Genomic DNA, 25,215 nt, shown 5'->3' with positions numbered 1-25,215 from the left:
TTCGACTTCAAATGCCCAATCGAAGTTATGGGCGAGGTGATGCAGAAGGCCATGGCTATGCGGCATGATGCTCCAGCTTCAATTCAATGACCGTGTTGCACTCAGCTCCTGCAACCGCCCTCTGTATAACGAGCAAAAAGATGAAAAATAACGCTATCTCATCATTGGTAAGTTGCCGCCAGGGAAGACGGACCTACAACATCAATTCCATCCGTGCAACTGAGCCATCGCACATTAAAAACAAACAGGCGAACTTTCGATCAGGCAATACAACACCCACCGGCAAACTTTAAGTTGCCAGGCAAGTAGTCGACTTTTTGAGATTCAAGACATCCAGCAGTGGTTATCGAATGGGCAGAGCAGTTAACTCCAGCGGCATACAATTTAAAAAAATCGATGATGGAAATTTAAAGCCATGGCGAAACAATTGAAATAAGAGCACTCCTAAAAACCGCCTCCTCCCAGAGCCACACAGACAGAAGTATGTTTACGGGTGTTTCCCCCGCTCAATCAGGAAGCTCAAAAAGGCCTCGATTTCCATCGGCCGCGCCAGCGCATAACCCTGCCCGACGCGGCAGCCCAGGCGATGCAGCAGAGGGATCGTGGACTCATCCTCAATGCCCTCGGCCACCAGGTTCAGATTCAGCAGGCCGGCCCAACTGACGATACCCGCAATCACCTTGCGTGATGACGAGTGCTGCTCTACGGCACGCACGAATGAGCCGTCGATTTTCATCTCATCGAACGACAGGTTCGCCAACAGGTTCAACGTGGCCGCGCCGGTACCAAAATCATCCAGGGACACCTGGAAACCCTTGGCGCGGATTGCCGTCAGCGATGCGGAAAGATGCAGTTCGTCCGGTTCGGGTACGTCCTCGGTAAGCTCGATTTTCAGCAAGTGGTTTGGCAATTCGGCCTGCTGCATCCGTGTGGCGAGGCGGTCGGCAAAATATGGGGTGCAAATGGTTTTTGCCGAGGCATTCACCGCGATGGGGATCAGAATGTTTTCACGCTTGAGGGCCAGCATCGCCCGGATGCTCCACATTTCCACCAGGCTGAACAGCAACAGGTCCAGGCCCAGTCGGTTAACCAACGGCATCAGCACCGACGGCGGGATTTCACCAAAGCGCGGGTGCTTCCAGCGCACCAATGCCTCGGCTCCCACTACACGCCGGCTCAACAGCTCGAATTGTGGCTGGAACACAAAGCGTAAGCCCTCCCCCGTGGTCAGCGCATTGATCACTTCATCCTCGGCCAAGGCGTCGAATGTGGTCATGTGCAACTGCGGGTCCGGTTTCGCGCGGGTCAGCATCACGGCTCGCAAGGCATCGCCCAGTTCCAGGGTTGCGCCTTCGCGCAGGATCTCCACCAGAATCCCGGCGGCGCGGGCCAATCGGGCATGGGACTCCAACGCACTGATGGCGACCCCGCCCATGTGCTTGATCCAGCGCTGCGGGGTGCCGCCATGCAGGGAAGCCACGCCGCCCTCTTCCACAGCACGCACCTGCGCATTCAAGGTGGCTTCACCGGTCCAGAAGATGCTCGGCAACTGCGCCACGGCGCCGGCTTCGTGCAGCCCCTTGAGCAGGCTTGGCAGCATCAGCCCATCATCAGACCCCGGACGAATTTCGCAGCAGATGACGTCCACCGGCTGGTCGACCAGCCAGGCCTCTACGTCGCTCAAGGATTTAGCGTTGGCCAGCGCTGTAACGCCCATACTGCTCAACGCGCCGGACAGCCAATTGGCACAGGTGGCGTCGGTTGCCAACGTGATAACGCGTAGGGCGTTGAACTCGTTGGGTACGGCGGCATTTACGATCATGACAAGAATTTCCCGATACTTTTCCAGGAAAAAAGCTTATCAGTGGCAAAAAAGAAGCAAATAGGATTGGGACTAAAAGCACCCTTGTCTGCGGGGTGGGCGACCATAACGGAGCGCTGTGCGGTGGGTATCAGGGCAGTTGTGCTGCGTCAGCGTTGACGAATATCGCCGGCAAGCCGGCTCCTACAGGAAAAAAAACATTAAGCGGTGAATTATTTCGTGTCCTCATGTATCTGACCGAATAGACCATGCCATTAAAACAATGGCATCGACACCGTTCAGTGACAGAGTGACCTGTATGAAATCACGCAAGAAAAGTGTCAGCCCAATCGGGTTGAAAGACATCACCATTGTCGACGACGCCAAGATGCGCAAGGCGATCACCGCCGCAGCACTGGGCAATGCCATGGAGTGGTTCGACTTCGGGGTGTATGGCTTCGTGGCCTATGTGCTGGGCAAGGTGTTCTTCCCCGGCGCCGACCCTGGCGTGCAGATGATCGCGGCGCTGGCGACCTTTTCCGTGCCGTTCCTGATCCGCCCACTGGGTGGCCTGTTCTTTGGTGCGCTGGGGGATAAGTACGGGCGGCAGAAAGTCCTCGCGGCCACCATCGTGATCATGTCCATCAGCACCTTTGCCATCGGCCTGATTCCGTCCTATGCCTCGATTGGCATCTGGGCCCCGATCCTGTTGCTGTTGGCCAAGATGGCCCAGGGCTTCTCGGTGGGTGGTGAATACACCGGGGCCTCGATCTTCGTCGCCGAATACGCCCCCGACCGCAAGCGCGGCTTCCTCGGCAGTTGGCTGGACTTCGGCTCCATCGCAGGCTTTGTGCTCGGTGCGGGCGTAGTGGTGGCGATCTCCAGCGTGCTAGGTGAAGAACAGTTCCAGGAGTGGGGCTGGCGCCTGCCGTTCTTCCTAGCCCTGCCCCTGGGCATGATCGGCTTGTACCTGCGCCACGCCCTGGAAGAAACCCCAGCCTTCCAACAGCATGTTGAAAAGCTTGAACAGGGCGACCGCGAAGGCCTGGCACGTGGCCCGCGCGTATCGTTCAAGGAGGTCGCCACTCAGCATTGGCGCAGCCTGCTGACCTGTGTCGGCGTGGTGGCCGTGACCAACGTCACCTATTACATGCTGCTCACCTACATGCCCAGCTACCTGACGCACAACTTGCACTACAGCGAAAACCACGGGGTGCTGATCATCATCGCGATCATGGTCGGCATGCTGTTCGTGCAACCCATGATCGGCTTTATCAGCGACAAGGTCGGGCGCCGGCCCTTTATCATCGCCGGCAGTATCGGCCTGCTGGCCCTGGCTATTCCGGCCTTTATGCTGATCAACAGCGGCAAGCTCGGGTTGATCTTTGCAGGCTTGCTGATGCTGGCGGTGGTGCTGAACTTTTTTATCGGCGTGATGGCGTCCACCCTGCCCGCGATGTTCCCCACCCACATCCGCTACAGCGCCCTGGCCAGTGCGTTCAACATCTCGGTACTGATCGCCGGCCTGACCCCGACCGCCGTGGCCTGGCTGGTGGAAAGTACCAACGACCTGTACATGCCTGCGTACTACCTGATGGTCATTGCCGTGGTGGGCCTGGTCACCGGCCTGACCATGAAGGAAACCGCCAACAAACCCCTGCGCGGCGCGGCCCCGGCAGCGTCGGACATGGAAGAGGCACGGGAGCTGTTGCAGGAGCATCACGACAATATCGAACAGAAGATCGAAGACCTCGACGAACAGATCGCCGAGCTGGAAGCCAAGCGCCAGAACCTGGCGCAACAGCATCCGCGGATTGACTGATTGCGCTACACAACAAATGTAGGAGCTGGCTTGCCGGCGATAGCGGTGGATCAGCCACCTACAATGGTGACTGAACCACCGCCCTCTCGGGCAAGCCCGCTCCTACAGGGGATGACGGCGGACCAGTCGACAGTATCGCCGACTCGCCGGGGCTCATCTGATTTCGGAACCTGTGGCTTAGAAAGCGTATTGCAGGCGCATCACCACCCCATCACCGGTGTCATCACCCAGGGTGTTGCTGACGTTATCCGTGCGGGCCTTGACGTAGTTGGCGCTGACCTTGACCGCCTCATTGGCGTACCAGTTGACGCCCAGGGTATGCGCCTTGCCCTGGCTGTCACCTACCTGGCGCACATTGGTGCTGACCACGACATTATCGTCTTCGACGGTAAACGCGTCGTAGCGGTAGAACACCTCCCAGGCGCCGATTTGTTTGTTTTGCGGTTTGATGGAGTCGAACTTGGCGCCATCGAGTTTGTAGATGCGAGGCTCGCCGGTCAGGGTATAGGCCAGTTGTGCGTAGTAGCCGCTGGCCTTGATGTCACTCTGTGCTGCATCGGCCTTGAGGGTCCGTCGCAGGTACTCACCCTGCACCGAGAACGCATCCAGCGCCCAAGCACCTTCCAGGCCCCACACCGAGTCGTCCTGCCACAAGCCTTGCTGGGACGCACTCCCGCCAAATACCGAGCGGGTGCCATTGGTGCCGGCACTGTTGCCGCCGTTGGTCTCGACGCCACGCATGCCCATGCGTGAGCGGATGCGCGTGTCGATGGCGGCGTCCTTGAGGTCTCGGTAGGCGTATTGCAGCCCTACGTGCAACACATTGCCGGATTCGTGCAGTGGCGCAAACACGCCGCGCAGGTTGTAGCGCTTGACGCTGTCGCCGTCAGTGTCGTTGTTGTTTTCGCTGAACACACTGCCGGACAAATAGGCCATCTGTCCCACCACGCCGTTGGCCTGTACGCCCATGCCGACGTTGTCGTTGACCCACTCGGCCACATCGTAGGAAAGGTTACGCTCCAGGGCCGTGACCCATTTGGAACTGGTGGCTTTCTCCAAGCCAAAATCGGTGTAGAAACGCCCTACTTTTACATTCAACGGATTGAACCCGGTGTAGGTCACGCTGCCTTCGTCGAAGTAACCTGCGCTGTCATTGCCCACGTTACGGGACAGGTCGTAGTTGATCTGGTATTTCCAGTCCTTGTAGACCGTGCCGCCAAACTCCAGATAGGCACGCCGAAAATACGCGGCGTCCGCCGTGTTGCCGTTACGGGTGTAGTAATCATCAAACCGGGCGTAATCGGCCTGGATACGCCCGCCCAGCTTGAAGCTGAACTCTTTGTCGGCAGTGGCCACTTCCAGGCCGCCCTTGGTTTTGAGCACAATATCGGCGCCATCGGTGGTTACCGTGCCTGCCTGCGCCGAAATGGCCAATACGCTCCCCGCCACCGCCAGGCTGAATTGAGTTAACCGAACGCACTTTGAATAACTAATCGACATCAACTTCCCCTCACTATCGTTAAGTATTACTTGGCGACGGGGAGTTTCCAAAGACCAAATGACATTTTGGATTTATTCACAAGACAGTTTTGTGACCATGGATATTTCTTGCCCTTTAACCGCGACAAGGACCTTATAAACAAGGGAATTACAAGTTACACAGGCATTCACATCGAATATTTCAGAATGGTTAAAACCAATACCAACTTAGATGACTCTTTCAAACCAGTCACGCCGTTCTTCGAACACTTTGTGAATCAACGCCACCAGCGCTTGCACATGGGGTTGCTCAGCGGTCAAGGGCGCCGTGGACAGCCATGCCAGCCGTTCCATAGGCTCACCAAACAAGGGGGTCAGGGCCAGCAGGTTTTTATCCAAATGGCCGATGTAGTCCGGTAACAAACCGACACAGGCACTGTGCCTGACCCACTCCTGCACCCACGCCTGGGAATGCACCTGGGCCACTGCGCGCTGGCGCTGTTTGACCAGGCGGTTCCAGGGTGCAAACGCCGCAACCGGCGCATTCATACGGCCTTGCACCAGCATAAAGTCGGACAAGTGCGCAATTTGCGTCGGCAAACGGTTGCCGCGACAGTAACGCTTGGCCATATGCGGGCTGAAGTCAATGCGCGCCAGACGTTGCGGCGTGGTCATGGCAAACCCCGGCGCGGGACGAGGACGGTCAGCATCCGCCAACCACACCATGACATCCGCCTGGCGTGTTGGCTCGCCCGTCAGCGGGATGACTTCCAACTGCATTGCCGGGTGTTTGCGCATAAAATCCAGCACCTCACGCGCCAGCAGGTCGTGCATGAGGGAGTCTTCCACGGCCAGACGCAACAGCGGTTGAGGCACGGCGCCCACTTGTGGTTGAACATCGCCAAACCGCGCTATCAGCAGCGCTTGCAGGCGCTGCCCCTTGAGGGTCAGGCGTAGGGCATTTTCTCGTAATACAAACAGCGGGCTACCCAGCCGCCCCTCCAACTGGGCCAGTTGCTTGCGCAGTTCTGCAGTACGGATATTCAGGCTACGGGCCGCCTGGCGAAAGCTGGCACAGCGTGCGCATGTCAGAAAACGCTGCGCCAGCTCGCGGTCAATCAACGGTGCCTGCGCAGTCATAGGGCAACCTTTCAGCGGCCATTATTACGGCACTGCCCCATGACTTGATATTCGATTGTGTTGAGCTTGCCGCTCGAGTCCTCATAAGTCATGCGCGACGGGACGATGTCGCAGGAGCTGATCTTAGGGGTCACGTTGACCACCTTGGCGATGTCCAGTTTCATGCCATAGCGATAGTCCTGGACCTGGGGTTGTTCCTTACCTTGTTTTAGAGCATAAGCAGCCATGGCTTGCTGGTTATCGCTCATCAACTTCTCATACCCACGATCACCGCCGTTTGTGGCGAACGCGACCGTGGATAATGACAACGCCAATGCAGCAATACTTAGTTTCAACAGGTTCATCAGATTTATCTCTCAAGTCATTTTTCCAGACTTGAGATTAACTAACCGACCCTTTCACCAAGGTAGCTTAAAGATTACCTTTCTGTTATGTGCAACTAAGCCTGACGATAATCACCGCCCAGTGCCGCCGCCGCCAGGTGCGCCACCCCGAGGGTGATTCCCGGCTCTTCACCGTCTTCGAGCATCCAGGCCGACGACAAACCTGCCCAGGCGAGCACCCATTGCAGGAGCCTACGCCGCTCGATTCCAGAGGCTTTGGCGACCACTTCGATCCGCCGCGCAAAGCACTCGGGAGCCAGGGCGCTTTGATCGGGGTTGCAGAAGAGGTTGGCGTAATCAAAGCCGCGCTCGCCGTAGAGGCCCTTGGGGTCGATAGCCAGCCAGCCGGCCGCGGCAAAATCCAGGACATTGCCATGGTGGATATCGCCATGCAGTACCGCGACATCCTGGGGCGCCGCCAGCAGATCGCGGGCGGTGCTGGCGCACTGCGCAAGGACCCCGCCGTGCCTCGCCGCCCCCGGCCATAGCGCTTCGAACCACCGCGCCAGGGGAACCAGCGCGGGAATCGGCTTGGCCCGTAGCGCATGCAGGCGCGCGGCCACGCCACAAAGGATGCGCGTGGCCTCGTCATCGCGACCGCCGTTGGCCATCTGTACAAGCGAAGCCGAGCCCAGCGCACGCGCCATCAGCAGGGCCTCCCCGTCATAGGCCAGCACCGGCGCTGCACCGTCACCGTCCCACCAGGCCATCAGCACGCTGCCGGCTTGCTCCTCGGCCACTTGGGAGACCTTGAGCATGGCCGGCACACCGTCCTGGCGAACAGGCAATAGATTGCCATTGCGCGAGGCGAATGCATCGCCATCGACGGTCAGGTCCCATCGCTCCAGGTATTGATCAAATAGACACATCATGGCTGAGGCGGGAACTTCACAAAGCCCATGGCAAACAGCCAACCGCTGAGCATGGACAGGTAGAGGGAGGTATATGAAGCAACGGTGTAGTCCAATAAGAAGTTGAGCGCGGTGAACGCAATGGCAGCGCACAGGAACTGCGTGCGGGTAAACCGCCTCACAAAGCGTTCCATTGCGACATTCAAGGTGCGCAGGTACTTCATTGGTTTTCCCCTGGAAATGGTGACGGCATCTACACACTTGCGCCCGTCGGTCCTGAAAAGCGCAAGAACAGTGCTGCATGGAGTTGACGAGAATCAACCACCGAGATGCCCTGGTTGCCCGTACAGCAAAACTGGCCGAGGCTGCGATAGCGCACGCGTTGCCAGCCCTAGGCCAGGGTATTCCACACCTGCGCCAACCCCACCAGGTGCACCAGCCCGTACACCACGCAAATCCCCGAGCTGATCATGATAAAGCGCGTACTACGGCCCGTGCCGGCCAACACGAACGGGCCCAGCAGACCACGCAACAGATACACCAGGGTGATTACGCACAACGCAGGGCGCAGCAGGGGCAAGGGGTCGATCACTCCGGCGCCGGACAGCGCATAGGCCGACCACGCGGCGAGCACCAGGGCAATCCCCGCCGTCACCACCGCCGGGAAGCGGCGACCGGCCTTGGCTGCACGTACAAAGCGCTCGCCCGCACCAAACAGGTGATACCAGGACGGCCCTTTGATGATGACCCCGATATGCATCAGCGCCACCAGCAGGTTAAGCCCGGCAGCGACCAGCAGTGCCGTGTTGTATTCCATTCCATCACTCCCTGATGCCAATTAGCCACATTGCGCGCAAAGGTATCATGCCCCCTCTCCCACGGCGATCAGCGCATTAAAATCGGCCCCGCAAGCCTGATCACTATCGACTGCCGCGAGACTGGACCGACCGGCGGCAACCCTTTCAGCCAGTTGATGCCGCACTATATCCGGCATGCCTCTACGCCCGACTCTCCCCGCCCCACCCTTTGAATACCCTGCCCACCTTCGCGCCCAGGCCGAGGCGGCACCGCGTGCGCCCGGCGTGTATTTTTTCTACGCGCAAGGTGAATCGATGCCGCTGTACATCGGTAAAAGTGTCGATATCCGCAGCCGCCTGCTGGCGCACCTGCGTACCCCCGAAGAAGCGCGCATGTTGCGCCAGGCACAGCGGATCGAATATCAGCAAACCGCGGGAGAAATCGGTGCGCTGTTGCTGGAGTCGCGCCTGATCAAAGAGATGCAGCCTTTGAAGAACAAGCGCCTGCGCCGGCAGCGCCGCCTGTGCTCGCTACGCCTGCACGGGGGCAAACTGCAGATCATCGACACCACCGCGCTGGCCGAGGGGCCGCAGTTGTACGGGCTGTTTCGCAGCCGACGCATGGCAATCGAAGCGTTGATCCTGCTCGCCGACGAGCACCGCCTCTGCCATAGCCTGCTGGGTATAGAACCACCCAGCGCGAAGGGCTGTTTCCGTGCGCAGATCCGTAAATGCGCCGGGGCATGCCGGGGCGATGAAACCCATGCAGCCCACACCGAGCGTTTGCTGCAGGCGTTGGCCCACTGGGCCGTCCATCGCTGGCCATACCCCGCCGCCATTGCACTGCACGAACGCCATGGCCAGTTGGAGCAATACCACGTCGTGGATAACTGGCGGTACATCGGGACTTACGCCTGCGAGGCCGAGGCCCGATTGGCGCCGGCCTTGCCATCGCAGTCGTTCGATGCTGACAGCTACAAAATCCTTGTACGGCCCGTGCTTTTCGAGAGTGCTCGTGTGGTGCTGCTGTCGTAAGAGGCGCCTTGCAGAGCCAGCGCGCCAGGAACCTTTTGCACAATCGGGAATCAGTGCTGCATGTTTTCACACCAACAACTCAGCGAATTCCTAATGATTTTCAGAAGATCCCTGCTCTGTATCGCCTTGGTGTCCATCGGCTTTATTGCCGGGTACGCCGCAAAACCCAATGATGTGCTTCAACTGACCGCTGGCCAACTCATAGAGTGTGGCGAGGTGACCATTCCTACGCTGGGCATGTGAGCCCGAAATCCGGCCGCTTTCGGTAGAGGTTACTCAGGCTTGGATTCCGGAACCCGCAGGTGCGCGCCGCAACCATAGCTGCCTGAACTACTTTGATAAAACGTCTCCCCCGTATGATGGGCGGCATTCTGTTTCAGGAAATCAACGCTGTTAAGATCGCGGGATACTGGTTCAGGACTCGTGGCGAGCGATCTGCGGGAGGAAACTGAATGCACAAGATGCCTATAATTCTGGCACCGAGGATAGAGAGCAGCAAAAATTGAAAAAGAACTCGTACCTCTATTTGGTGCCTATGATTTTTGGAACGATGCTGACTATTTCATTGCTTTTCGCATGGCGTAGCCATATTTACTCAGTGATTTTTTTCAAGCCAAACTTTCAAAAAATCTATATCACCAGCTCATTAATCTTGGCAGCTATAAGCTCGTTAGGCTTTATCATCTTTAAAAAAGACATATTGTCTGGAAACCTCATAAACACCCTAAAAAAGATTACAGCACTTCCACTGGCATTATTTTTAGTGTGCCTGCTAACCCTACAAATTCCGCTCTCACTTTTAATTTATTTATCCGACGGAACTCAAAGCACTTACACAACGGCATATACACAATCCCCTGGCGGTAGAAATAGCTGCCGCGGCATTGAGATTTTTGAGCCAGAGCTAAACAAGGAAATAAAAATATGTCACTTCAGTGGCGACAGCAATAAGGGTTTAGTCAAGATTTATAAAACCAGCAATACGAAAGGCATCGTCATAACAGGCGCCGCATTTTATTGACGGTTTTTCCAGGTTTGAGATGACTGGCTGGAACAGCTGGCCCCCCCCTAACCTGCCTTCAAGCTGCGATGCGTAGTAAGCACGCCTTTGTCGTCAAACAGGAAAATCATCTGGTTCCCCCCATTATCCTGGCAAACCACACCTTCAGTTTCCCCGTCAACAATCCCTTGGCAAGCCATGTTCCAGACATAAGGACGGATTTGGCACTTCAGCGTCTTACCGTCTTCAATCACCAGATGATGGGTGGCGGAGATGCTTTCTGGAGCGGGTTTTGGGCAGGCTCCCTCCCCCCAGTTGATACCTTGGTGATTAGGTTGGGAAACACAACCAGCCAGCAGGAGCATGGGCAACAGGCATTTGTAATTCATGATCACCATCCTTAGTTGTTGCTCTGTAACAGGGCGCGGGATGCTCGACCCCGTAAAGATGTAGCAGATACTCTAGAACCCCGGCGGAATGTAACCAGGGACGTAAGGAATATTTTTACACTTATTACTGACTATACGGCCATTATCAATCTTGAAATCCACAATCTTGCCAAACGGGTTGACGGTGGCCTCAATCGTACAATCAGAACTGTGCCCTACAGTTTCATAATACTCCGTGTACACCATGCCGTTACCGGTATGATTCATCGAGGTTCCTGCAGCTTCGGTATTGGTCCAGCTTGAAGACTTCTCCCATGTCAGGACAATAAGTTCCTCTCCATTCGCGCCCTTTACCTTCTTGACTGCTGCTGGTTTACCAAATAGGTTCAAGGCTTCCTGATCTGACCTTCCCACCCATCGCTCCTGAGCAATCACCCGGCAACCATTAACAAGCAAGATAACCGGAATTATTGTGGCAACCAGCAACACCTTCGAGATGCGATTAAACATAAAACCTCTTTCACAATAAAAACAAAGTAAAAAAGTTAGCATTGATGCCCTTGCTGGGGAATTAGCACAGATGTGCTAATGGCTCATTGCCCCGTTGTAAAACAAGTAGTGATTGCGCCGATTGTTTAGCTGATACCCTTGCGGTTCAACGTGCTACCTACTCAACTGTTTTGACCCCCTTCCCGGCGTCCTGCCGACAGAACACAAGCTCCCGAATAGCACACGAGTCCTGAGACTTATCGTATGCCCGCGCTCAAAAAAGTGTAGGCCGAGTATCGTCAGCCGTCCTGCAGAGCGGCTCCTGCCAGCCACATAAGGAACGCACTCACAGGCACCTGCCGCTCCCGTCCTGGCACGCACACCGCAACGTAACGCGGACCAAGCAGGCTTACTTCTGGTCTATAGGCCACTAATTCTCCATGCCTGAGGCTGTCGGCGACCAGTACATTGCTTGCCAGCACCAGCCCATGACCAGCAATCGCAGCGCTCAAGGCAAAATACTCATCGTCGAACTCACGCATCTGCGCCGTTTCAAGCCAGGTCTGGCATTCTGCGGCCGCGCACCAGCTTTCCCAGTTGATTGAGAATGCTCCCGGAATTTTCCAGTGTAAGTTGATCAGTTCGATCTGATTTACATTCAACGAGGCCACCAGGCCTGGGGCGCCGTAAACAGAGAATTGCTCTTTCATTAGCTCCTGACAGAACAACTTCGGGTCGTCGCGGCTGACTGAACGAATAGCGACATCGATACTGGAATCACGCAGTAGATCGACTAGTTCGTTACCTGTATCGACCCGCACCTTGACTTGTGGAAAGCTTCGATAGAAACCACCCAGTCGTGGAATTAGCCAGGCAGCGGCCAAGCCCGGCGTAGTGGAAATGGTTAGGGTTTGGGGAACGGTGTCCGGATAAAAAGCCTCCAGGCTGCGGCGAATGTCTAACAAGGCGCGGTGAGTCTGGCGATATAGCAACTCGCCCTCTTCGGTCAATGCGACGCCTTGACCAGCTCGCTTGAACAGCATCGCTCCGAGGCGGGCTTCCAACATCCTGACCTGATGGGAAATGGCCGCGGGGGTGACTGAGAGTTCCTCAGCTGCCGCTTTAAAGCTACCCAGTCGCGCAGCCGCCTCGAAGGTGCGCAGCGCGTTAAGCGGAAGAGTCGAAAACACGCATCGTTCCCTAGATGAATTGAATTGATGAATATTTAATTTATCTCATTTTTCTTGGTGTGTACGCAGCGATACCGTTGCAGGTATTCGATCTCCCCACCCTTGGGAAAAAACCATGCAAGGACCTTCGCGAAAAATTCTTCAAGCCATCCTCTATGAATCAATCGCTGTTGCGGTGCTATCGCCCAGCATCTCGTTGATATACGACGAAGGTTTGGCCCATGCGTGTGCGCTGTCGGTGATGTTATCTGTATGCGCGCTGCTATGGAACGTGCTGTTTAACTACGCTTTTGAACTCTGGGAAGCGCGTCAGCCACAGCGTGCTCGCACGTTGGGCAGACGCTTGCTGCACTCACTGGGCTTTGAGGGTGGGCTAGTTCTAATGTTGGTACCACTGGTGGCATGGTGGCTGGAGATTTCTTGGTGGGCTGCACTGGTCACCGATCTGGGGCTGTTCGTTTTCTTCTTCTTTTACGCGCTGGCGTTTCAGTGGGTCTTCGATAGGATGTTCGATGTACCAAATTCCGCGAAGGGGGAAGTTTCGGTTAACCCATAATTCACGCGGAATCCAGATTCGCCAATCTGTAGCAGCATCAGGATTTGTCCATGAAAAATGCCACCAGAGCGATTGAGAGCTACATCTTCGGTAAGGACGGAAATCGGCCTGACTTATTGCAACATGCTTTCAGTCTAGACGCAGCTCTTAACGTGCTAGTGCAGAGAGGCAACGTCCTTTTTCCTCCCAACGTCCAGGGGCGCGAAGATATTGCTGACGTACTAGTACGCAGCTTTAGCCTGCAATATGAGAACGTTTATACATTCTGCCTCGGTGACGCGCCAAAGCCCGACGCCAATGTTCATAAGTGCAAATGGCTGGTTGGCATGTCAACAAAAGCGACTGGGGAGTTACGTGTAGGCTGCGGGGAATATCATTGGATCTTTTCACCGCAAAGCGGCTTGGCCACTCAGCTGTCCATTACCATCGAACACATGTTGGAGTGTCCTTCCCAGCATATGCGAAAAATAATGGACTGGCTTCAAGGTCGCAGCTATCCATGGTGTGAACCTACCGAAATACTTGATTCGGCACCGCCGCTCACTTGCCTCCAGCCGGTTCTTGTCTACGTTGCTACATGACCCCTACTGATATAAACGTAAGCGTTTGGCCGATTGCGGACCTCATGATAGGCAGCAAACGGCCAAAAGCAGCCTCTCAACGCGTCGCACATTGACCTCTGCGAAGAAAATCTTTAAGCGTCGCCTGATAGAGCGTCAATGGCTGATTGCCCGTATTGAGAAGTGCAAACGGAATCATCGTCAGATGTGAAAACGACGTGGAGTTTATCGAGTAGGTTTTCTGCCTGCAAAAGCGCTGGTCCTTATTCAATATAAAATCAAACTTGAAAAGGTTTGTCCGCGTACACCAACTGGGGATCAAACCCAGACTCAGACCCGTCAAGTAATCTTGTCCGCAAGCGCCGCCAGATGAGAACTCCGAGATCTTTATTTCTAATGCTGGCAGGCTCGGGGCGGCAAGGCTGGAGTTCTTATCCTGCGCACCGGGAATAACGTTGAGTGTCGCTGCGTATGCGTCCTTGCCGAAGCGACTGTCTTTCCATGGAGAATTTATTGCGTAACTGAAGCTGGAGATAATTTCTTGTGTTTCGGGTTCAACGGGTTCGTTGATTGTCGGCTGGGACGAATAAGATGTGCAGCTGCAACAGAGTATAGCAATGCTGACAAACGCAAACCCGTTGGCTATTAAACGACGCATACTCAGTTTTCCCTAATTATCAATTAGCCAACATACCTGTCACTTACTGCCGTATAGCATCTTATCTACACGCCGGACGGCTGAATCAGCATAACAGGACAGACTGTACACGCGCACTTCGGGAGAGAGAAAAGGCCGCCGCTATGCTCTCTTTGCCCCAACCCAGTGCGAACCCGCGAACGTTGAAGGCAAACGCTGAACGACAACACCTGCCCAAGCTGTCCAGCGGCTCCTATTGGCCGCAAGCTGACGTTGATCATACCGTGCAAAAGCAGGAAAAAGTGGACGTTAGGCACGAGCCTGTTGAAACTGACGTCGAATTGACCCAGAGGCCTATGCCACTGCCCCATCCCGTCAGTAAATATCTAGCGCTGGTAATAGTTCACAGGGTAGGATCCTGGATCAGTAAAGTTTCTGTAACAGGGCCAATCCAGCACTGGCGATAATAATCTCAGGCGATATACACGTTTTACCAGAGGTGAAGTAATGCCGTTAGATAAAGATTGGCAGCCAAGTTTTGGGACTATCTTCACGTGGTTCGCCATGGATCGACATGGGCGTATAGCTGTAATGGTGAATAACTGTTTCGGTCCTATCCCTTCGAGCTTGTTGGCTATTCCAGAGCTAGAGGAAAAACTCGACAGTATAAATGAGTTTATGTGGGAAGAGTCGCGTGAGTTTCAAAGTTATCCAAAAAACAAGGAAGGTCGAACTCTTTTAGATATATATAGGTTTCGCAGGCACCTCAAACCCTCGTCGCGCGACGAAATGGAACGCATAGTCTTAGAGAGTTCGAACTTTTATCAAGAGCTCACGGAGTATTCACTTCCATCAATAAAAGGCTTCTATGTTTATCACGCGCTAGAAGATTACGTGTCCAGCGAAGACAATCCGATTGGTTATGAGGGAGACGCGGAAATTGGAGACTACTTTCGATATTTGATTCCAACGGTATGCGCTAGCATCGAAGACTTCCCTGAAGAATTAAGGTCACTAATCGCCGTATCCGACACATTAGATTTCACAGTTGACCGAGCCATATTTAGTATGTCAATCAATCAGAGTTTTAAGCGATCTTTTAATCAACGGAAGTGAAAGATTAGCAGTTTTTAAAAAGTAGTCGTTTCATCGGCTACGCAGTGAAGCGCTCCTGGATTTGTAGACAAACGGAGTGTCAGCTATTGGCCGTTTTCAGTCGGTTGTCACCGGCAGAAATCGGCCAAAAGCGGTCATCGAGAGTCTCCAAAAACAGGAGCGATTCTGGCAGCTGAAATGCAGGGCCGAGATTTGATATCTCAAATTACTGAGCTAGGATCTTGGCTAAATGCCATCACTCGAAAAGGAAATCACCTTGGCCTTATCTGATACCCTCCGCCTCGCTGTGCTCGGTGTTTCAGCGGACACTCCATTTGAAAGTGCATAGAGCAATGTCAATACGAGGGCATTGGATATAAACCCTTTCATTACTCAGAAACATTTAATGATTGAAAATTAAAGTCCGTGAGCCATGGTAAGCGATTACTGGAAAGGGCGTCGAACCGCCTAAAACGGAGTGTCGGTGAGAGGCTGCCATTGATCGAAAGGAGAAACCCCTAAAGCAGGCGTACCAAACACCAACTGCTACGCTGTTCACTCCAAGGAGGAGCACCGATGCCGAGCTCAGACCTGCTTCCTTCCCCGCTGTCCAAAATCAACGAAAACCAACTCGCCCTTGAAGCAGCCATCATGGAGCTTACGAACTGGGTTGAGCAGAGGGGCCGATATCCAGGCTGGCACAGACCTCGGTAACCGGCTGACCCTCATCAAGCACCATGCTGGCAGCCTTGAGCTCGAACTCATTCGAAGACGATTGACGCATATCCAGACACCTCAGATTTGGGCGCTATCATAGCGCCCGATTGAAGGGTCCAAAATCATCAGGCCACCGGCAAACTCGCCGAACTCCAAGCGATGGCCGACACCAGGAAGAACACCGTCGGCAAGCTCGTCGAGTACCTGCGCAAAAACATAGAGGCCACCGATACAAAAACGATCAGGCGGCCCTTGTTCACGATCACTTTGGCTCTAGCGCCCGAAAAGGTCATCGTCGATAAAGAGGACGATATCCCGGGCGACGTCATCGACACCAATACCGTGTTCTCTCCCGACAAGCGCACCGTCACGGCCAAGTTCAAGGAAATCCGAGAGCACAACGTAGCCGTACGAAAACGCATGGCCGCCGGTGAAGATGCAGAACACGAACTACTCGAAGAGCCCATCTGGGCACACCTCGCGCGCGGTGACAGCTCCATACGGATCAAGTAAGACAACAGGGTTTTGTAGCAAAAGTGGCGTTATGACGGTGATCATACGCTTCGGGCCAGCTCGGCCTGCACTCATACGCACTTCACTTAAGGATGAGTAACATGAACGATGATTTGAAGCAGTCAGGCTCTACTACCACCTCGCAAACCACCACCTCGTTAGAGCAGGTTAAAACCGGCAGGGTCTTGGATTTCACCTGGGCGCCAAACGCCAACACAACGACCACCACCGTCTCGGCGGACTTTGTCGACTACAAGGTCGATACCTCCCAGGGCAGCCCTACTGGAGACAGCCACTCCATTGCGCGGTTTACCTATGTCCAAGGTAAGGGCGGTGGCCAGATCAGTCAGCTGTTCCTTGAAGAGATGCGTGCCGGCGTACGTGCCAACACCCAGATCGGGCTGATGGTAGGACGCAAATGGGTTCTGGATCCCAACGCCGAAGTATCAGGCAGCATCGGCACCTACGTGGTCGAGCAATTCGATGACATGCGCGCCAGTGTCAATTATGTCGGCGCCTTCGCCCGCGTCTTCGCAGACCCACGAATGGTCAGCTACCACGCTGGGGGCCACGTACACACCAACGTCTCTATCATCAGCAGCAGGGCCCTGACCATGGCTGATTCAGGTAAGTCGATCCTGGTCATTAGTGATACTGACGTCACGCTCACCATTGGTGATGACGTGACTGAAGGGTTCAGGGTGAATCTGATCCAGGCGGCCGCCGGCAAGGTCAACATCGCCGTATCGAGCAGCCATGTGATCTACAGCAATGCTGGGAGTCGCACACACACGCTCAACCCACTGGATGAGCTGGAAGTCAGTACCTTCCCATTCGGCCCGGTGTTCCTGGCCTTCCGGGTCAGACCTACTGCCTAACGATCCATTGCGCGCTGGCAGAGGTGGGTCTTACTACCAGCGCCGTAATCACCGACAGTCCTGGCTCACACTGCCGGCCAGCGGAATAGAAGAGGCAGGCTAGTTCGGGAAATTTCAGAGAGGAATGCCGCCCACCCTTCCAAGTATCTGCTGATCAACAAGCAGGGAAAAAGGATGACGAAGGGGATGCTGCGCTTGCGCTGGGACAAGGCGCGAGAGATGGCTTGCGAGAAAGCTATCGAACAAGGAGATCCGACGCTCGCCGCGAAGATCGGCGGGTTTCAGTTGCGAGATATTCGACCCAAGGCGGCGTCGGAAATCGTGGATATCGGCGACGCAAGCCTGCTGCTGGGCACAGCAATCAGGAAGTCACAAAGCGCGTTGACAGAAGGCTCGGCGCCACTACGAAGCCGTCAAAATAGAAAAGTTATGGAACGGTTCCATAAAAATACAAGCCAGCCACAGCCGCCCCCCAGAAACACAAAAGCCCCGCATAAGCGGGGCTTTTATCTGCATCTTGGCGGGAAACCAGGGACTCGAACCCTGGGAACGCTATTAACGTTCGCCGACTTTCAAGGCTGGCGATTTTTTCTTTAAATTCAGCAAGTTAACCTTTTTAGCGCTTTCGTATCCCTCCATATTTCGATACGCTAAAAGCTCCATAACTCAAGGGGTGCACATCAGGTTGCGGAAATGATTTACTCCCCGCCCCGACGTCCTGCCGACCAGCACACAAACTACCAAATTGCCCACGATTCGTGGCATTTGTCCTATGGCCCCCCAGCGGCATTTGTAAAAGGCAAAGGGGTAAATACGTCTGAAAGGTAGGATTGATCGGTCAGTCAGCAGAATGAGGGTAAAAATCGCCTCATGAAACGCCCAAGGAGTTATCGCCTGGCCCTCCCGCACCACCTCTATGCATTTATTTTGTGAATAACGCTGCATTCCCCACGTTTTACGTAAAAAATCCTACAACTGATGTAGCAGACAGTTTAATGATGGCTCAACTATGCAAAATCCCTGAGTTCACCGTTTGGCTAGGGGTATGGATTGTGTGTATTTCTACGTTAAGGATGTCGAGTGCCGAATCAGCCCTCAACCCAACGCCTGTGTTGTATCCAGAGCCTGGGCGTCGCCCTGCTCTGCCTGTGCGCGCTGCCGGCCGCCGCCGATGGGCGGCAAGCGGGCCAGGAAGCGCTGCGCTTGCAGCAGCAACAGCAGCGCGACTTGCAGCAATTACACCTGGAGCAGCGCCAACGGCAGCTGCAACGCGGTAGTTTCGGTACGCAAGCGGCCACGCCGGCCTTGCCAACAGACATAGCCAAGGATGAACGCTGCTGGCCGCTAAGTGGCACGCGCCTGGCCGGGGTCACGCTGTTCAGCAAGGCTGAGCTGAACCAACGCATCGAACCCTACGTGGCGCCGTGCATGGGCGTCACCCAGATCAACCGCCTGCTGGCCGAGATCACCCAGCTGTATGTGCAAGCCGGCTATATCGCCAGCCGCCCGTACCTGATCAGCCCGCCAGCGGCCGGGCAGTCGCTGGATATTCACGTCGAAGAGGGCTACCTCGAAGCCATCGAACTGGCCGACCAGAGCCTGCCGGTGTCGTTAGGCGGCGCGTTCCCCGGGATGCTCGGCAAGCCGCTGAACCTGCGCGATTTGGAACAAGGCCTGGACCAGCTCAACCGCCTGCGTTCGGTGGACCTCACCGCCGACATCGCCCCTGGCAGTGAAGCTGGCGCCTCGCGCATCATCCTGCGCTCGCGCAGCACGGCGTCACGCTGGGGGCTGGGGCTTGGAGTGGATAACCTCGGCAGCGCCGGCACGGGGCGTGATCGCAATGCCATCAACCTGAGCCTGGACAGCCCGCTCACGCTCAACGATTCGCTCAACCTGAGCTTCAGCGACACGCTCAACCACGGGCCGCGCTACAGCCGCAGCAACAGCCTGTTTTATTCCATCCCTTACGGGTACTGGACTTACAGCCTGTTCGCCAGCCACAACGAATACCGCTCGCCGTACAAGCTCAGCCGCGCAACGTTTTACAACAGCGGCCGTACCGACCAGGTCAGTTTGCGCACCGACCGCGTGCTGTGGCGCGACCAGGGCCATCAACTCAGCGCCAACCTGCAGCTGGCCTACAAGGACGTCGACAGCTACCTGCAAAAGGTTCGCTTAGGCATCCAGAGCCCGACGCTGACAGTGGCCGAGGCTGGCCTGAATCTGTTCTGGCTCAACAGCGCAGTGTGGAACCTCGACGTCAATTACGCCCAAGGCCTGACATGGTTCGGCGCCGACCGTGATGCTGACCACACGCAAAAAAACCTGCCCCAGGCGCAATTCCATAAGTACCGCGCCAACCTCACCCAATGGCGCAACGGCCAATGGCTGGGGCAACCGTGGCAGTGGCAGAGCCAGCTGTCGGCGCAATACAGCCCGGATGCGTTGCCTGCCATCGAACAACTGCTGGGCACCGACGATTCGGCGGTGCGTGGCTACCGCGAAAACATCGCGTCCGGGGCCATCGGCGCGGTATGGCGCAACACCTTGCGCCTGCCGCTCACCAGCGACCTGCCGGTAAAAATCACGCCGCGCCTGGGCCTGGACAACGGCTGGATTAAGCGCGAACACGGCGCTCAAAGCCAGCGCCTGAGCGGTGCCAGTGCAGGGCTCAACCTGAGCTGGAAAAACGTGCAACTGGACCTCGATTACCAACGCAACCTCAACACGCCCACAGGGTTTGGCCAGGAGCGGGAGGTCTGGCTGACGCGCCTTAGCGTGCAGATTTGAGCAACACCTGTTTAGCCTGAGTTTACCGCCGTACCTGACCACCACAGCAGCGTTGCAACGAACAACGCACGTCGCGGATCAGCCAACACAGAGCGAATTTATTTATGCCGACTGACACCCATACGTTTCACCTTTCACCCCAGGGCAAACTGCGCTGGGCCATCGCCAGCCTGTTCCTGCTACCGCAGCTGGTACTGGCCGGTGGCTTAACCGTCGTCGAAGGGCCTGGCGGTACGCCGCAGCTGCAAAACCAGGGCGGCGTGCCCATCGTCAACATCGTCGCGCCGAATGCCGGCGGCCTGTCCCATAACCAGTTCCTGGACTACAACGTCGACCGCCAGGGCGTGGTGTTGAACAACGCCTTGCAGGCTGGTCAATCGCAACTCGCCGGGCAGCTGGCGGCCAACCCGCAGTTCCAGGGCCAGGCGGCGAGCGTGATCCTCAACGAAGTGGTGAGCCGCAACGCCTCGGCCATCAACGGCGCTCAGGAGATTTTTGGCCGGGCTGCCGATTATGTGCTGGCCAACCCCAATGGCATTTCCGTCAACGGCGGCAGTTTCATCAACACCCCAAATGCCAACCTGGTAGTGGGCCGCCCTGAACTCAACGACGGCAAGCTGCAAGGCTTGAACACTCGCGATGCAAGCGGCCAACTGACGGTGCAAGGCCAGGGCCTGCAAAACGGTGCGGGTTCGATCAACCTGATCGCGCCGCGTATCGACAGCGATGGGCGCCTCAGTGCGCGTGACCAATTGAACCTCACGGTCGGCCGCAATCAGGTCGCCTACGCCAGCGGCCAGGTGCGCCAGGTCGACCCGGCGAGCAAAGCCCAGGACCAGCGTATCGACGCCCGCCTGTTCGGGGCAATGCAGGCCGGCCGTATCAACATCATCAGCACCGCCGAAGGTGCCGGGGTGCGCGTGGGTGCGGTGCAAGTCGCGGGCCGTGATGGGGTGAAGGTCAGCTCGGCCGGCAACCTCGATATCAGCGGCCAGGTCTACGCCAACAGCCTCGACGCCACCCGCGCCGGTGTGCAGAGCCGCCAGGGCGATGTCGACTTGCACAGTGCCAAAGACTTGAGCCTCGCCGCCACCGACGTCGGCGGGCGCAACGTCAAGCTCGACGCCGGCCGCAACCTCACCCTCAGCAGCCTGGAAAGCAAAAAACTTCAGGAAAAACGTGAGCAGTGGAACAACAGCAACTTCCTGTTCACCTACGAAACCTATGACCGCACCACCACCGACAAGGACTCGCGTCAGCACGGCAACAACGTCGTCGCACAACAACAGGCCACGCTGTTGTCCGGCGCCAACACCCAGATCAAGGCCAGCAAGGTCGAAGTAGGCGACGCACTGCGCATCAACAGCGGCGCCGACCTGCAACTGAGCGCCGCCACCGAAACCCACGAAACCCGCGACCAGGGCAACCACCGCAAGCACCTGTGGAAAGCCAACTGGGACAATTCCAGCAGCGAACAGCGCAGCGTCACCAGCAGCCTCAAGGCCGGCAAAGCCCTGGAGCTGACCAGCCAGCAAAAACTGCAACTGCAAGGCGCCGAACTGAAATCTGCGGGCGACATTCAATTGGCCGCTCGGCAAGTCGACATCACCAGCGCCAGCCGTACCCAGCGCAGCAGCGACAACGCTTACTCCGGCGACCTGACTGGCGGCAGTTTCTTCGGCAAGAACGGCGATGGCGATAAGGGCAAGACCCTGAACACCGGCAGCAAGGTCAACGCCGATGGCAAGCTGATCGTCAAGGCGGACGACGTGCGCATCAATGGCAGCCAGGCGCGTGGTGGCCGACAGGCCAGCGTCATCAGCGACAAAGGCTCGCTGGTGATCGACGGCGTGCAAAACACCTCCCACGACAATAGCTACAGCAACGACAGCAAGTTCTTCGGTATCACCAAGGATGAAAGCCGCAAGAACCTCAAGGACAGCACCGTCGTCGCCAGCAACCTGCGCTCGGACAGCAACCTCAAACTGCAAAGCGCCAAAGACATCAGCGTCAGCGGCTCCAAGGTCTCTGCGGCAGGCGAACTGCAAGCGAATGCCAAGGGTGACATCAAAGTCGCGTCGGCTGAAAACACCTCTCACACCACTACCAGCACTCACACGCGGGGTTTCGATGGCTACGCCAAGGAGACCGCCGACGGCACGCGTCAGTACCGCGCGGGTGTGAACTATGCAGACCAGCAGCACGCCAGCAAGACCGACACCACCCAGCAGCAAGCTTCCAGCCTCAGCGGCGGCAGCCTGGCCGTCACGGCCGGTGGCGACGTTAGCATCAAGGGTTCCGAGCTGAAGGCGACCCAGGGCGATGCGACCGTGAGCGGCAAAAACGTCGAGCTATTGGCGACCGATGACAGCACCCGGAGCCAAACCGACACCACCACCACCGCTGGCGGCGTGTATTACACCGGCGGCCTGGACCGAGCCGGCAATGGTGCGCAGTTCAGCCACCAGAGCAGCAATGACACCAGCCACAAAACCACCGCGCAAACCAGCAGCGTGGCGTCGGCCGGCACGCTGACGATCAACGCCGGCAACACCCTGACCAGCCAGGGCGCGCAGGTGAAGGCCGGTTCTGAGTTGCAGGTCAACGCGGCGCAGGTCGATAACCAGGCGGCGCATAACACCGAGACCGGCACCCACAAAGAGAACGGTTGGACCGCCGACGTCGGCGCCAATGTTGAATACAAAGGCATCACCCGGCCGATCGAAAAAGCCGTCAACGGCGTGGCCCAGGCCAAATTCCATCAGCCCGGCCTGCTGGATGCCTTCGAGCAACCGAATGTCGGGCTCGATGTGGAAGTCGGCCATACCAACAAGACCCGCACACAGCAGGACAGTACCGCCGTGGTCAGCCAGTTCAGCGGTGGCACGGTGCAGGTCAATGTCGCCAACACCGTGAAAGATGAAGGCACCCAGTACCGCGCCAGTGAGGGCGGGCTGAAGATCAATGCCGGCGAGCACCTCGCCACGGCGGCCGCCAACACCCACACCAGCAGCGAGCAAAGCGTTGACGCCAAAGTGGGCGTGCGCGTCTACACCACCACCGGTGAAGACTTGAACGTGCGCGGCAATGGCGCAGGCGGCAGCAGCGATGTGCGCGAATCCAGCAGCACGGCGGTGGTCGGCAGCTACGCCGGGACCCAGGGTGTGAACATCGAGACCCAAGGCGACGCGCGTTATGAAGGCAGCCAGTTCAACGGCGGCCAGGCGGGCGTCAACCTCAAAGCCGGTGGCGAATTGGCGCTGAACCAGGCCAGCGATACCCAGAGCAGCACCAATAACAGCCTGCGTGGCAGCGGTTCATTGACCGTGGGCACGGCGCCGGGCAGCAACGGTACGAACGTCAACCTCGGTGCCGGTGTGCAACTGGACGACAAGCGCCTTAACACCCAGGACAGCCAGGCGCGTGTCGCGACGCTGCAGGGCAACGGCCCGATCCAGCTCAGCAGCGGTGGCGACATGACCCTGCAAGGCACCAAGGTCGGCAGCAGCACCGCGAAGACCGGTGACATCAGCCTCAACGCTGGCGGCAAGCTGAACCTGCAAGCAGCCACCGATACTCATGTGAGCAGCGGCAGCAACCTGGGCGGCGGCCTGACGGTCGGTGCCGGCAAGACCAGCAGCGCTGAAAGCAGCGGCACCACCGGCAGCCTGAGCGCCAACTTCAACATCGGCAAAGTCGCCGAAAACGACCAAGGCGTTAGCGTCGGGCAGTTGCACAGCAACGGCAAGGTGAGCCTCACCAGCGGCGCCAACGCGGCGGATGCGATCCACCTGCAGGGGACTCAGGTGGTGGCTGACAGCGTCAATCTGGATGCGCAAAACGGCGGCATCCTGCAAGAGTCGGCGCAATCGACCCAGGCGCATAACAGCTGGGGCGTGACCCTGGGCGCAGGCGGCAGCGGCGGCAAAACCACCCTGGCCGACGCCGGTGAACATGACACCCCCAAGACCCAGCACGGCATCAATGCGCGGGCCAAGGTCGACGTGGATCACCTGCAAGGCTCCACCCAGCACGACAGCCTGATCAAGGCGAATAAGGTGGTGATCAACAGTGCCGGTGACACCCATCTGGCCGGCGCGCGGATTGAGGCCGAGCAGGTCAGTGGCAATGTCGGCGGCGACCTCGTCATTGAGAGCCGCAAGGATCAAGTCAGCAGCACCCAAGTCAACGTCGACGCCAAGCTTGATGTCGAGAAAAACCAGCCCGGCGTGGTCAACAAACTGGCCAAGGCCAGCGGCCCGCTCAAGGACAAGGTGCAAGCCAAGGCCGAGGGCGCGTTTGACAAGCATCGCGAAAAGCTCGAGAACGCCGTGGACAAGGGCACCGAGCACCTGGCCTCGGCCAAGGACAGCGTGGTCAACAGCGTTGGTAACGCCAAGGAACGCCTGGGCGAAAAACTCACCCGCAGCGGTAGCTACGACGTGAACCCCGAGCCCCGCGGCGCCTTCGGTACGAGCGTGGACAAAGCCAAGGCTTACCTGGCGGACAAGAAGGATGCCGTGGGTACTCGCCTGTCCGACCTCAAGGAAAAGGCCTGGCCAAAAACCACTGACAGCTACGCCGTCAGCGGCAAAAACACCACCGGCAGTTCGGTGGCCAATACCACCGCAAACGTGCTGTTCGGCGACAAGAGCGGCAACACGTCCTACACCCCGACGTTGAACCTGGACGTCAGCCATGTGGTGAAAGACAGCGTCACTCAAGCGTCGGGCATCCGCACGCAAGGCGTCAACCTGCAGGTGAGTGGCGAAACCCACCTGACTGGCGCCCGGATCAGCTCGGACCAGGGCAAGGTCGACCTGGGTGGTTCCAAGGTGACGGCAACGACGTTGGCCGGCAGCGATTACCGAGCGGATGTCGGGCTGAACCTGTCGAAGTCACCGGTCAACCTGGTGCTGGGCGCCAAGGACGAATTGACCCAGAAACAGGACGACGCCATACGTAAGGATCAAGCCTTCAACCTTGGACCGCTGAGAGTCGGCGGGCACAGTGATCGCCAGGCGTTACAGGCCGGGATTGATCAGCAAACCAATTAACTAGCAATCCACTCGTGGAAGCAGGAGGCTATC

General features: G+C 57.0%; 24 protein-coding genes. 12 read left to right on the top strand and 12 right to left on the bottom strand.

Annotation, left to right across the window (positions count from 1 at the left end; all coding sequences use genetic code 11):
- Positions 1–487 precede the first annotated feature (487 nt).
- The gene (locus AC19YY_RS21920) at positions 488–1,822 is read right to left on the bottom strand and encodes an EAL domain-containing protein (protein ID WP_169954313.1); all 1,335 of its coding nucleotides are present in this window, start codon (positions 1,820–1,822) and stop codon (positions 488–490) included.
- Between the two features lie 298 nt (positions 1,823–2,120).
- On the opposite strand from AC19YY_RS21920, the gene proP reads away from it, so the two are divergent.
- Positions 2,121–3,623: a glycine betaine/L-proline transporter ProP gene (gene proP / locus AC19YY_RS21915; protein ID WP_169954314.1), complete on the top strand. Its 1,503-nt coding sequence runs from the start codon at positions 2,121–2,123 to the stop codon at positions 3,621–3,623.
- Between the two features lie 177 nt (positions 3,624–3,800).
- Here the strand turns inward: proP and AC19YY_RS21910 are convergent, their stop codons facing one another.
- The 6 genes from AC19YY_RS21910 to AC19YY_RS21885 form a co-directional block, all read right to left on the bottom strand.
- A complete protein-coding gene (locus AC19YY_RS21910; protein ID WP_500604857.1) occupies positions 3,801–5,057 on the bottom strand; it encodes an OprO/OprP family phosphate-selective porin in 1,257 nt (418 codons plus the stop codon).
- 273 nt (positions 5,058–5,330) lie between these two features.
- Complete coding sequence (locus AC19YY_RS21905; RefSeq protein WP_500604856.1) at positions 5,331–6,242, bottom strand: LysR family transcriptional regulator; 912 nt, start codon at positions 6,240–6,242, stop codon at positions 5,331–5,333.
- An 11-nt stretch (positions 6,243–6,253) separates the two neighbouring features.
- Complete coding sequence (locus AC19YY_RS21900; protein WP_169954317.1) at positions 6,254–6,586, bottom strand: DUF2790 domain-containing protein; 333 nt, start codon at positions 6,584–6,586, stop codon at positions 6,254–6,256.
- Between the two features lie 95 nt (positions 6,587–6,681).
- Entirely contained in the window at positions 6,682–7,497 is an 816-nt protein-coding gene (locus AC19YY_RS21895) for an aminoglycoside phosphotransferase family protein (protein WP_500604855.1), read from the bottom strand.
- Positions 7,494–7,700, bottom strand: coding sequence for a hypothetical protein (locus AC19YY_RS21890; RefSeq protein ID WP_500604854.1), 207 nt, complete (start codon positions 7,698–7,700; stop codon positions 7,494–7,496). The genes AC19YY_RS21895 and AC19YY_RS21890 overlap by 4 nt, the downstream gene beginning before the upstream one ends.
- Before the next feature lie 167 nt (positions 7,701–7,867).
- The gene (locus AC19YY_RS21885) at positions 7,868–8,293 is read right to left on the bottom strand and encodes a hypothetical protein (protein WP_170043080.1); all 426 of its coding nucleotides are present in this window, start codon (positions 8,291–8,293) and stop codon (positions 7,868–7,870) included.
- Positions 8,294–8,468: 175 nt separating this feature from the next.
- Here AC19YY_RS21885 and AC19YY_RS21880 point away from each other — a divergent pair, with 175 nt between their 5' ends.
- The 3 genes from AC19YY_RS21880 to AC19YY_RS21870 all read left to right on the top strand — a co-directional run bounded on the left by AC19YY_RS21880 (position 8,469) and on the right by AC19YY_RS21870 (position 10,329).
- The gene (locus tag AC19YY_RS21880; RefSeq protein WP_169954320.1) at positions 8,469–9,308 is read left to right on the top strand and encodes an endonuclease; all 840 of its coding nucleotides are present in this window, start codon (positions 8,469–8,471) and stop codon (positions 9,306–9,308) included.
- 60 nt (positions 9,309–9,368) lie between these two features.
- On the top strand, positions 9,369–9,551 hold the full coding sequence (locus tag AC19YY_RS21875) for a hypothetical protein (protein WP_500604853.1): 183 nt from the start codon (positions 9,369–9,371) through the stop codon (positions 9,549–9,551).
- Between the two features lie 259 nt (positions 9,552–9,810).
- Positions 9,811–10,329 carry a hypothetical protein gene (locus tag AC19YY_RS21870; RefSeq protein ID WP_170043082.1) on the top strand — a complete coding sequence of 173 codons (519 nt, stop codon included), beginning with the start codon at positions 9,811–9,813 and terminating at the stop codon, positions 10,327–10,329.
- Positions 10,330–10,376: 47 nt separating this feature from the next.
- On the opposite strand, the gene AC19YY_RS21865 is transcribed toward AC19YY_RS21870, so the two are convergent.
- The 3 genes from AC19YY_RS21865 to AC19YY_RS21855 form a co-directional block, all read right to left on the bottom strand.
- On the bottom strand, positions 10,377–10,697 hold the full coding sequence (locus tag AC19YY_RS21865) for a hypothetical protein (RefSeq protein ID WP_169954322.1): 321 nt from the start codon (positions 10,695–10,697) through the stop codon (positions 10,377–10,379).
- A 72-nt stretch (positions 10,698–10,769) separates the two neighbouring features.
- Complete coding sequence (locus tag AC19YY_RS21860) at positions 10,770–11,207, bottom strand: hypothetical protein (RefSeq protein WP_169954323.1); 438 nt, start codon at positions 11,205–11,207, stop codon at positions 10,770–10,772.
- A 278-nt stretch (positions 11,208–11,485) separates the two neighbouring features.
- Positions 11,486–12,376 (bottom strand): LysR substrate-binding domain-containing protein, encoded by an 891-nt coding sequence (locus AC19YY_RS21855; protein ID WP_169954324.1) that lies wholly within the window; start codon positions 12,374–12,376, stop codon positions 11,486–11,488.
- Positions 12,377–12,491: 115 nt separating this feature from the next.
- Between AC19YY_RS21855 and AC19YY_RS21850 the strand changes: the two genes are divergently transcribed.
- Complete coding sequence (locus AC19YY_RS21850; RefSeq protein WP_500604852.1) at positions 12,492–12,932, top strand: PACE efflux transporter; 441 nt, start codon at positions 12,492–12,494, stop codon at positions 12,930–12,932.
- A gap of 50 nt (positions 12,933–12,982) precedes the next feature.
- Positions 12,983–13,513, top strand: coding sequence for a hypothetical protein (locus AC19YY_RS21845; RefSeq protein WP_500604851.1), 531 nt, complete (start codon positions 12,983–12,985; stop codon positions 13,511–13,513).
- 76 nt (positions 13,514–13,589) lie between these two features.
- On the opposite strand, the gene AC19YY_RS21840 is transcribed toward AC19YY_RS21845, so the two are convergent.
- The gene (locus AC19YY_RS21840; RefSeq protein ID WP_500604850.1) at positions 13,590–14,150 is read right to left on the bottom strand and encodes a hypothetical protein; all 561 of its coding nucleotides are present in this window, start codon (positions 14,148–14,150) and stop codon (positions 13,590–13,592) included.
- A 486-nt stretch (positions 14,151–14,636) separates the two neighbouring features.
- Here AC19YY_RS21840 and AC19YY_RS21835 point away from each other — a divergent pair, with 486 nt between their 5' ends.
- Complete coding sequence (locus AC19YY_RS21835) at positions 14,637–15,245, top strand: hypothetical protein (RefSeq protein WP_169954328.1); 609 nt, start codon at positions 14,637–14,639, stop codon at positions 15,243–15,245.
- 637 nt (positions 15,246–15,882) lie between these two features.
- On the opposite strand, the gene AC19YY_RS21830 is transcribed toward AC19YY_RS21835, so the two are convergent.
- Positions 15,883–16,008, bottom strand: coding sequence for a hypothetical protein (locus AC19YY_RS21830; protein ID WP_262386288.1), 126 nt, complete (start codon positions 16,006–16,008; stop codon positions 15,883–15,885).
- A gap of 92 nt (positions 16,009–16,100) precedes the next feature.
- Here AC19YY_RS21830 and AC19YY_RS21825 point away from each other — a divergent pair, with 92 nt between their 5' ends.
- From AC19YY_RS21825 to AC19YY_RS21805, 5 genes are all read left to right on the top strand, one after another.
- A complete protein-coding gene (locus AC19YY_RS21825) occupies positions 16,101–16,454 on the top strand; it encodes a siphovirus Gp157 family protein (RefSeq protein WP_500604849.1) in 354 nt (117 codons plus the stop codon).
- A gap of 101 nt (positions 16,455–16,555) precedes the next feature.
- Positions 16,556–17,332, top strand: coding sequence for a hypothetical protein (locus AC19YY_RS21820; protein WP_500604848.1), 777 nt, complete (start codon positions 16,556–16,558; stop codon positions 17,330–17,332).
- Positions 17,333–17,518: 186 nt separating this feature from the next.
- A complete protein-coding gene (locus tag AC19YY_RS21815; protein WP_178121766.1) occupies positions 17,519–17,929 on the top strand; it encodes a site-specific integrase in 411 nt (136 codons plus the stop codon).
- 483 nt (positions 17,930–18,412) lie between these two features.
- Positions 18,413–20,125 carry a ShlB/FhaC/HecB family hemolysin secretion/activation protein gene (locus tag AC19YY_RS21810; protein WP_500604847.1) on the top strand — a complete coding sequence of 571 codons (1,713 nt, stop codon included), beginning with the start codon at positions 18,413–18,415 and terminating at the stop codon, positions 20,123–20,125.
- Positions 20,126–20,229: 104 nt separating this feature from the next.
- Positions 20,230–25,182, top strand: coding sequence for a hemagglutinin repeat-containing protein (locus AC19YY_RS21805; RefSeq protein ID WP_500604846.1), 4,953 nt, complete (start codon positions 20,230–20,232; stop codon positions 25,180–25,182).
- Positions 25,183–25,215 lie beyond the last annotated feature (33 nt).

The sequence above is a fragment of the Pseudomonas sp. MF09156 genome (assembly GCF_059862305.1).
Note: the sequence above shows the minus strand (reverse complement) of the source record. Positions and strands in the feature narration are given on the sequence as shown.

Excerpts from the sequence above, each read along its gene's own strand:
- AC19YY_RS21830 (WP_262386288.1), bottom strand. The coding sequence starts at position 16,008 with ATGCGTCAATCGTCTTCGAATGAGTTCGAGCTCAAGGCTGCCAGCATG.
- AC19YY_RS21890 (WP_500604854.1), bottom strand. The coding sequence starts at position 7,700 with ATGAAGTACCTGCGCACCTTGAATGTCGCAATGGAACGCTTTGTGAGG.
- AC19YY_RS21895 (WP_500604855.1), bottom strand. The coding sequence starts at position 7,497 with ATGATGTGTCTATTTGATCAATACCTGGAGCGATGGGACCTGACCGTC.
- AC19YY_RS21865 (WP_169954322.1), bottom strand. The coding sequence starts at position 10,697 with ATGAATTACAAATGCCTGTTGCCCATGCTCCTGCTGGCTGGTTGTGTT.
- AC19YY_RS21905 (WP_500604856.1), bottom strand. The coding sequence starts at position 6,242 with ATGACTGCGCAGGCACCGTTGATTGACCGCGAGCTGGCGCAGCGTTTT.
- AC19YY_RS21885 (WP_170043080.1), bottom strand. The coding sequence starts at position 8,293 with ATGGAATACAACACGGCACTGCTGGTCGCTGCCGGGCTTAACCTGCTG.
- AC19YY_RS21835 (WP_169954328.1), top strand. The coding sequence starts at position 14,637 with ATGCCGTTAGATAAAGATTGGCAGCCAAGTTTTGGGACTATCTTCACG.
- AC19YY_RS21840 (WP_500604850.1), bottom strand. The coding sequence starts at position 14,150 with ATGCGTCGTTTAATAGCCAACGGGTTTGCGTTTGTCAGCATTGCTATA.
- AC19YY_RS21875 (WP_500604853.1), top strand. The coding sequence starts at position 9,369 with ATGTTTTCACACCAACAACTCAGCGAATTCCTAATGATTTTCAGAAGA.
- AC19YY_RS21900 (WP_169954317.1), bottom strand. The coding sequence starts at position 6,586 with ATGAACCTGTTGAAACTAAGTATTGCTGCATTGGCGTTGTCATTATCC.
- proP (WP_169954314.1), top strand. The coding sequence starts at position 2,121 with ATGAAATCACGCAAGAAAAGTGTCAGCCCAATCGGGTTGAAAGACATC.
- AC19YY_RS21920 (WP_169954313.1), bottom strand. The coding sequence starts at position 1,822 with ATGATCGTAAATGCCGCCGTACCCAACGAGTTCAACGCCCTACGCGTT.
- AC19YY_RS21825 (WP_500604849.1), top strand. The coding sequence starts at position 16,101 with ATGGCCGACACCAGGAAGAACACCGTCGGCAAGCTCGTCGAGTACCTG.
- AC19YY_RS21880 (WP_169954320.1), top strand. The coding sequence starts at position 8,469 with ATGCCTCTACGCCCGACTCTCCCCGCCCCACCCTTTGAATACCCTGCC.
- AC19YY_RS21820 (WP_500604848.1), top strand. The coding sequence starts at position 16,556 with ATGAACGATGATTTGAAGCAGTCAGGCTCTACTACCACCTCGCAAACC.
- AC19YY_RS21850 (WP_500604852.1), top strand. The coding sequence starts at position 12,492 with ATGCAAGGACCTTCGCGAAAAATTCTTCAAGCCATCCTCTATGAATCA.
- AC19YY_RS21860 (WP_169954323.1), bottom strand. The coding sequence starts at position 11,207 with ATGTTTAATCGCATCTCGAAGGTGTTGCTGGTTGCCACAATAATTCCG.
- AC19YY_RS21845 (WP_500604851.1), top strand. The coding sequence starts at position 12,983 with ATGAAAAATGCCACCAGAGCGATTGAGAGCTACATCTTCGGTAAGGAC.
- AC19YY_RS21815 (WP_178121766.1), top strand. The coding sequence starts at position 17,519 with ATGCTGCGCTTGCGCTGGGACAAGGCGCGAGAGATGGCTTGCGAGAAA.
- AC19YY_RS21805 (WP_500604846.1), top strand. The coding sequence starts at position 20,230 with ATGCCGACTGACACCCATACGTTTCACCTTTCACCCCAGGGCAAACTG.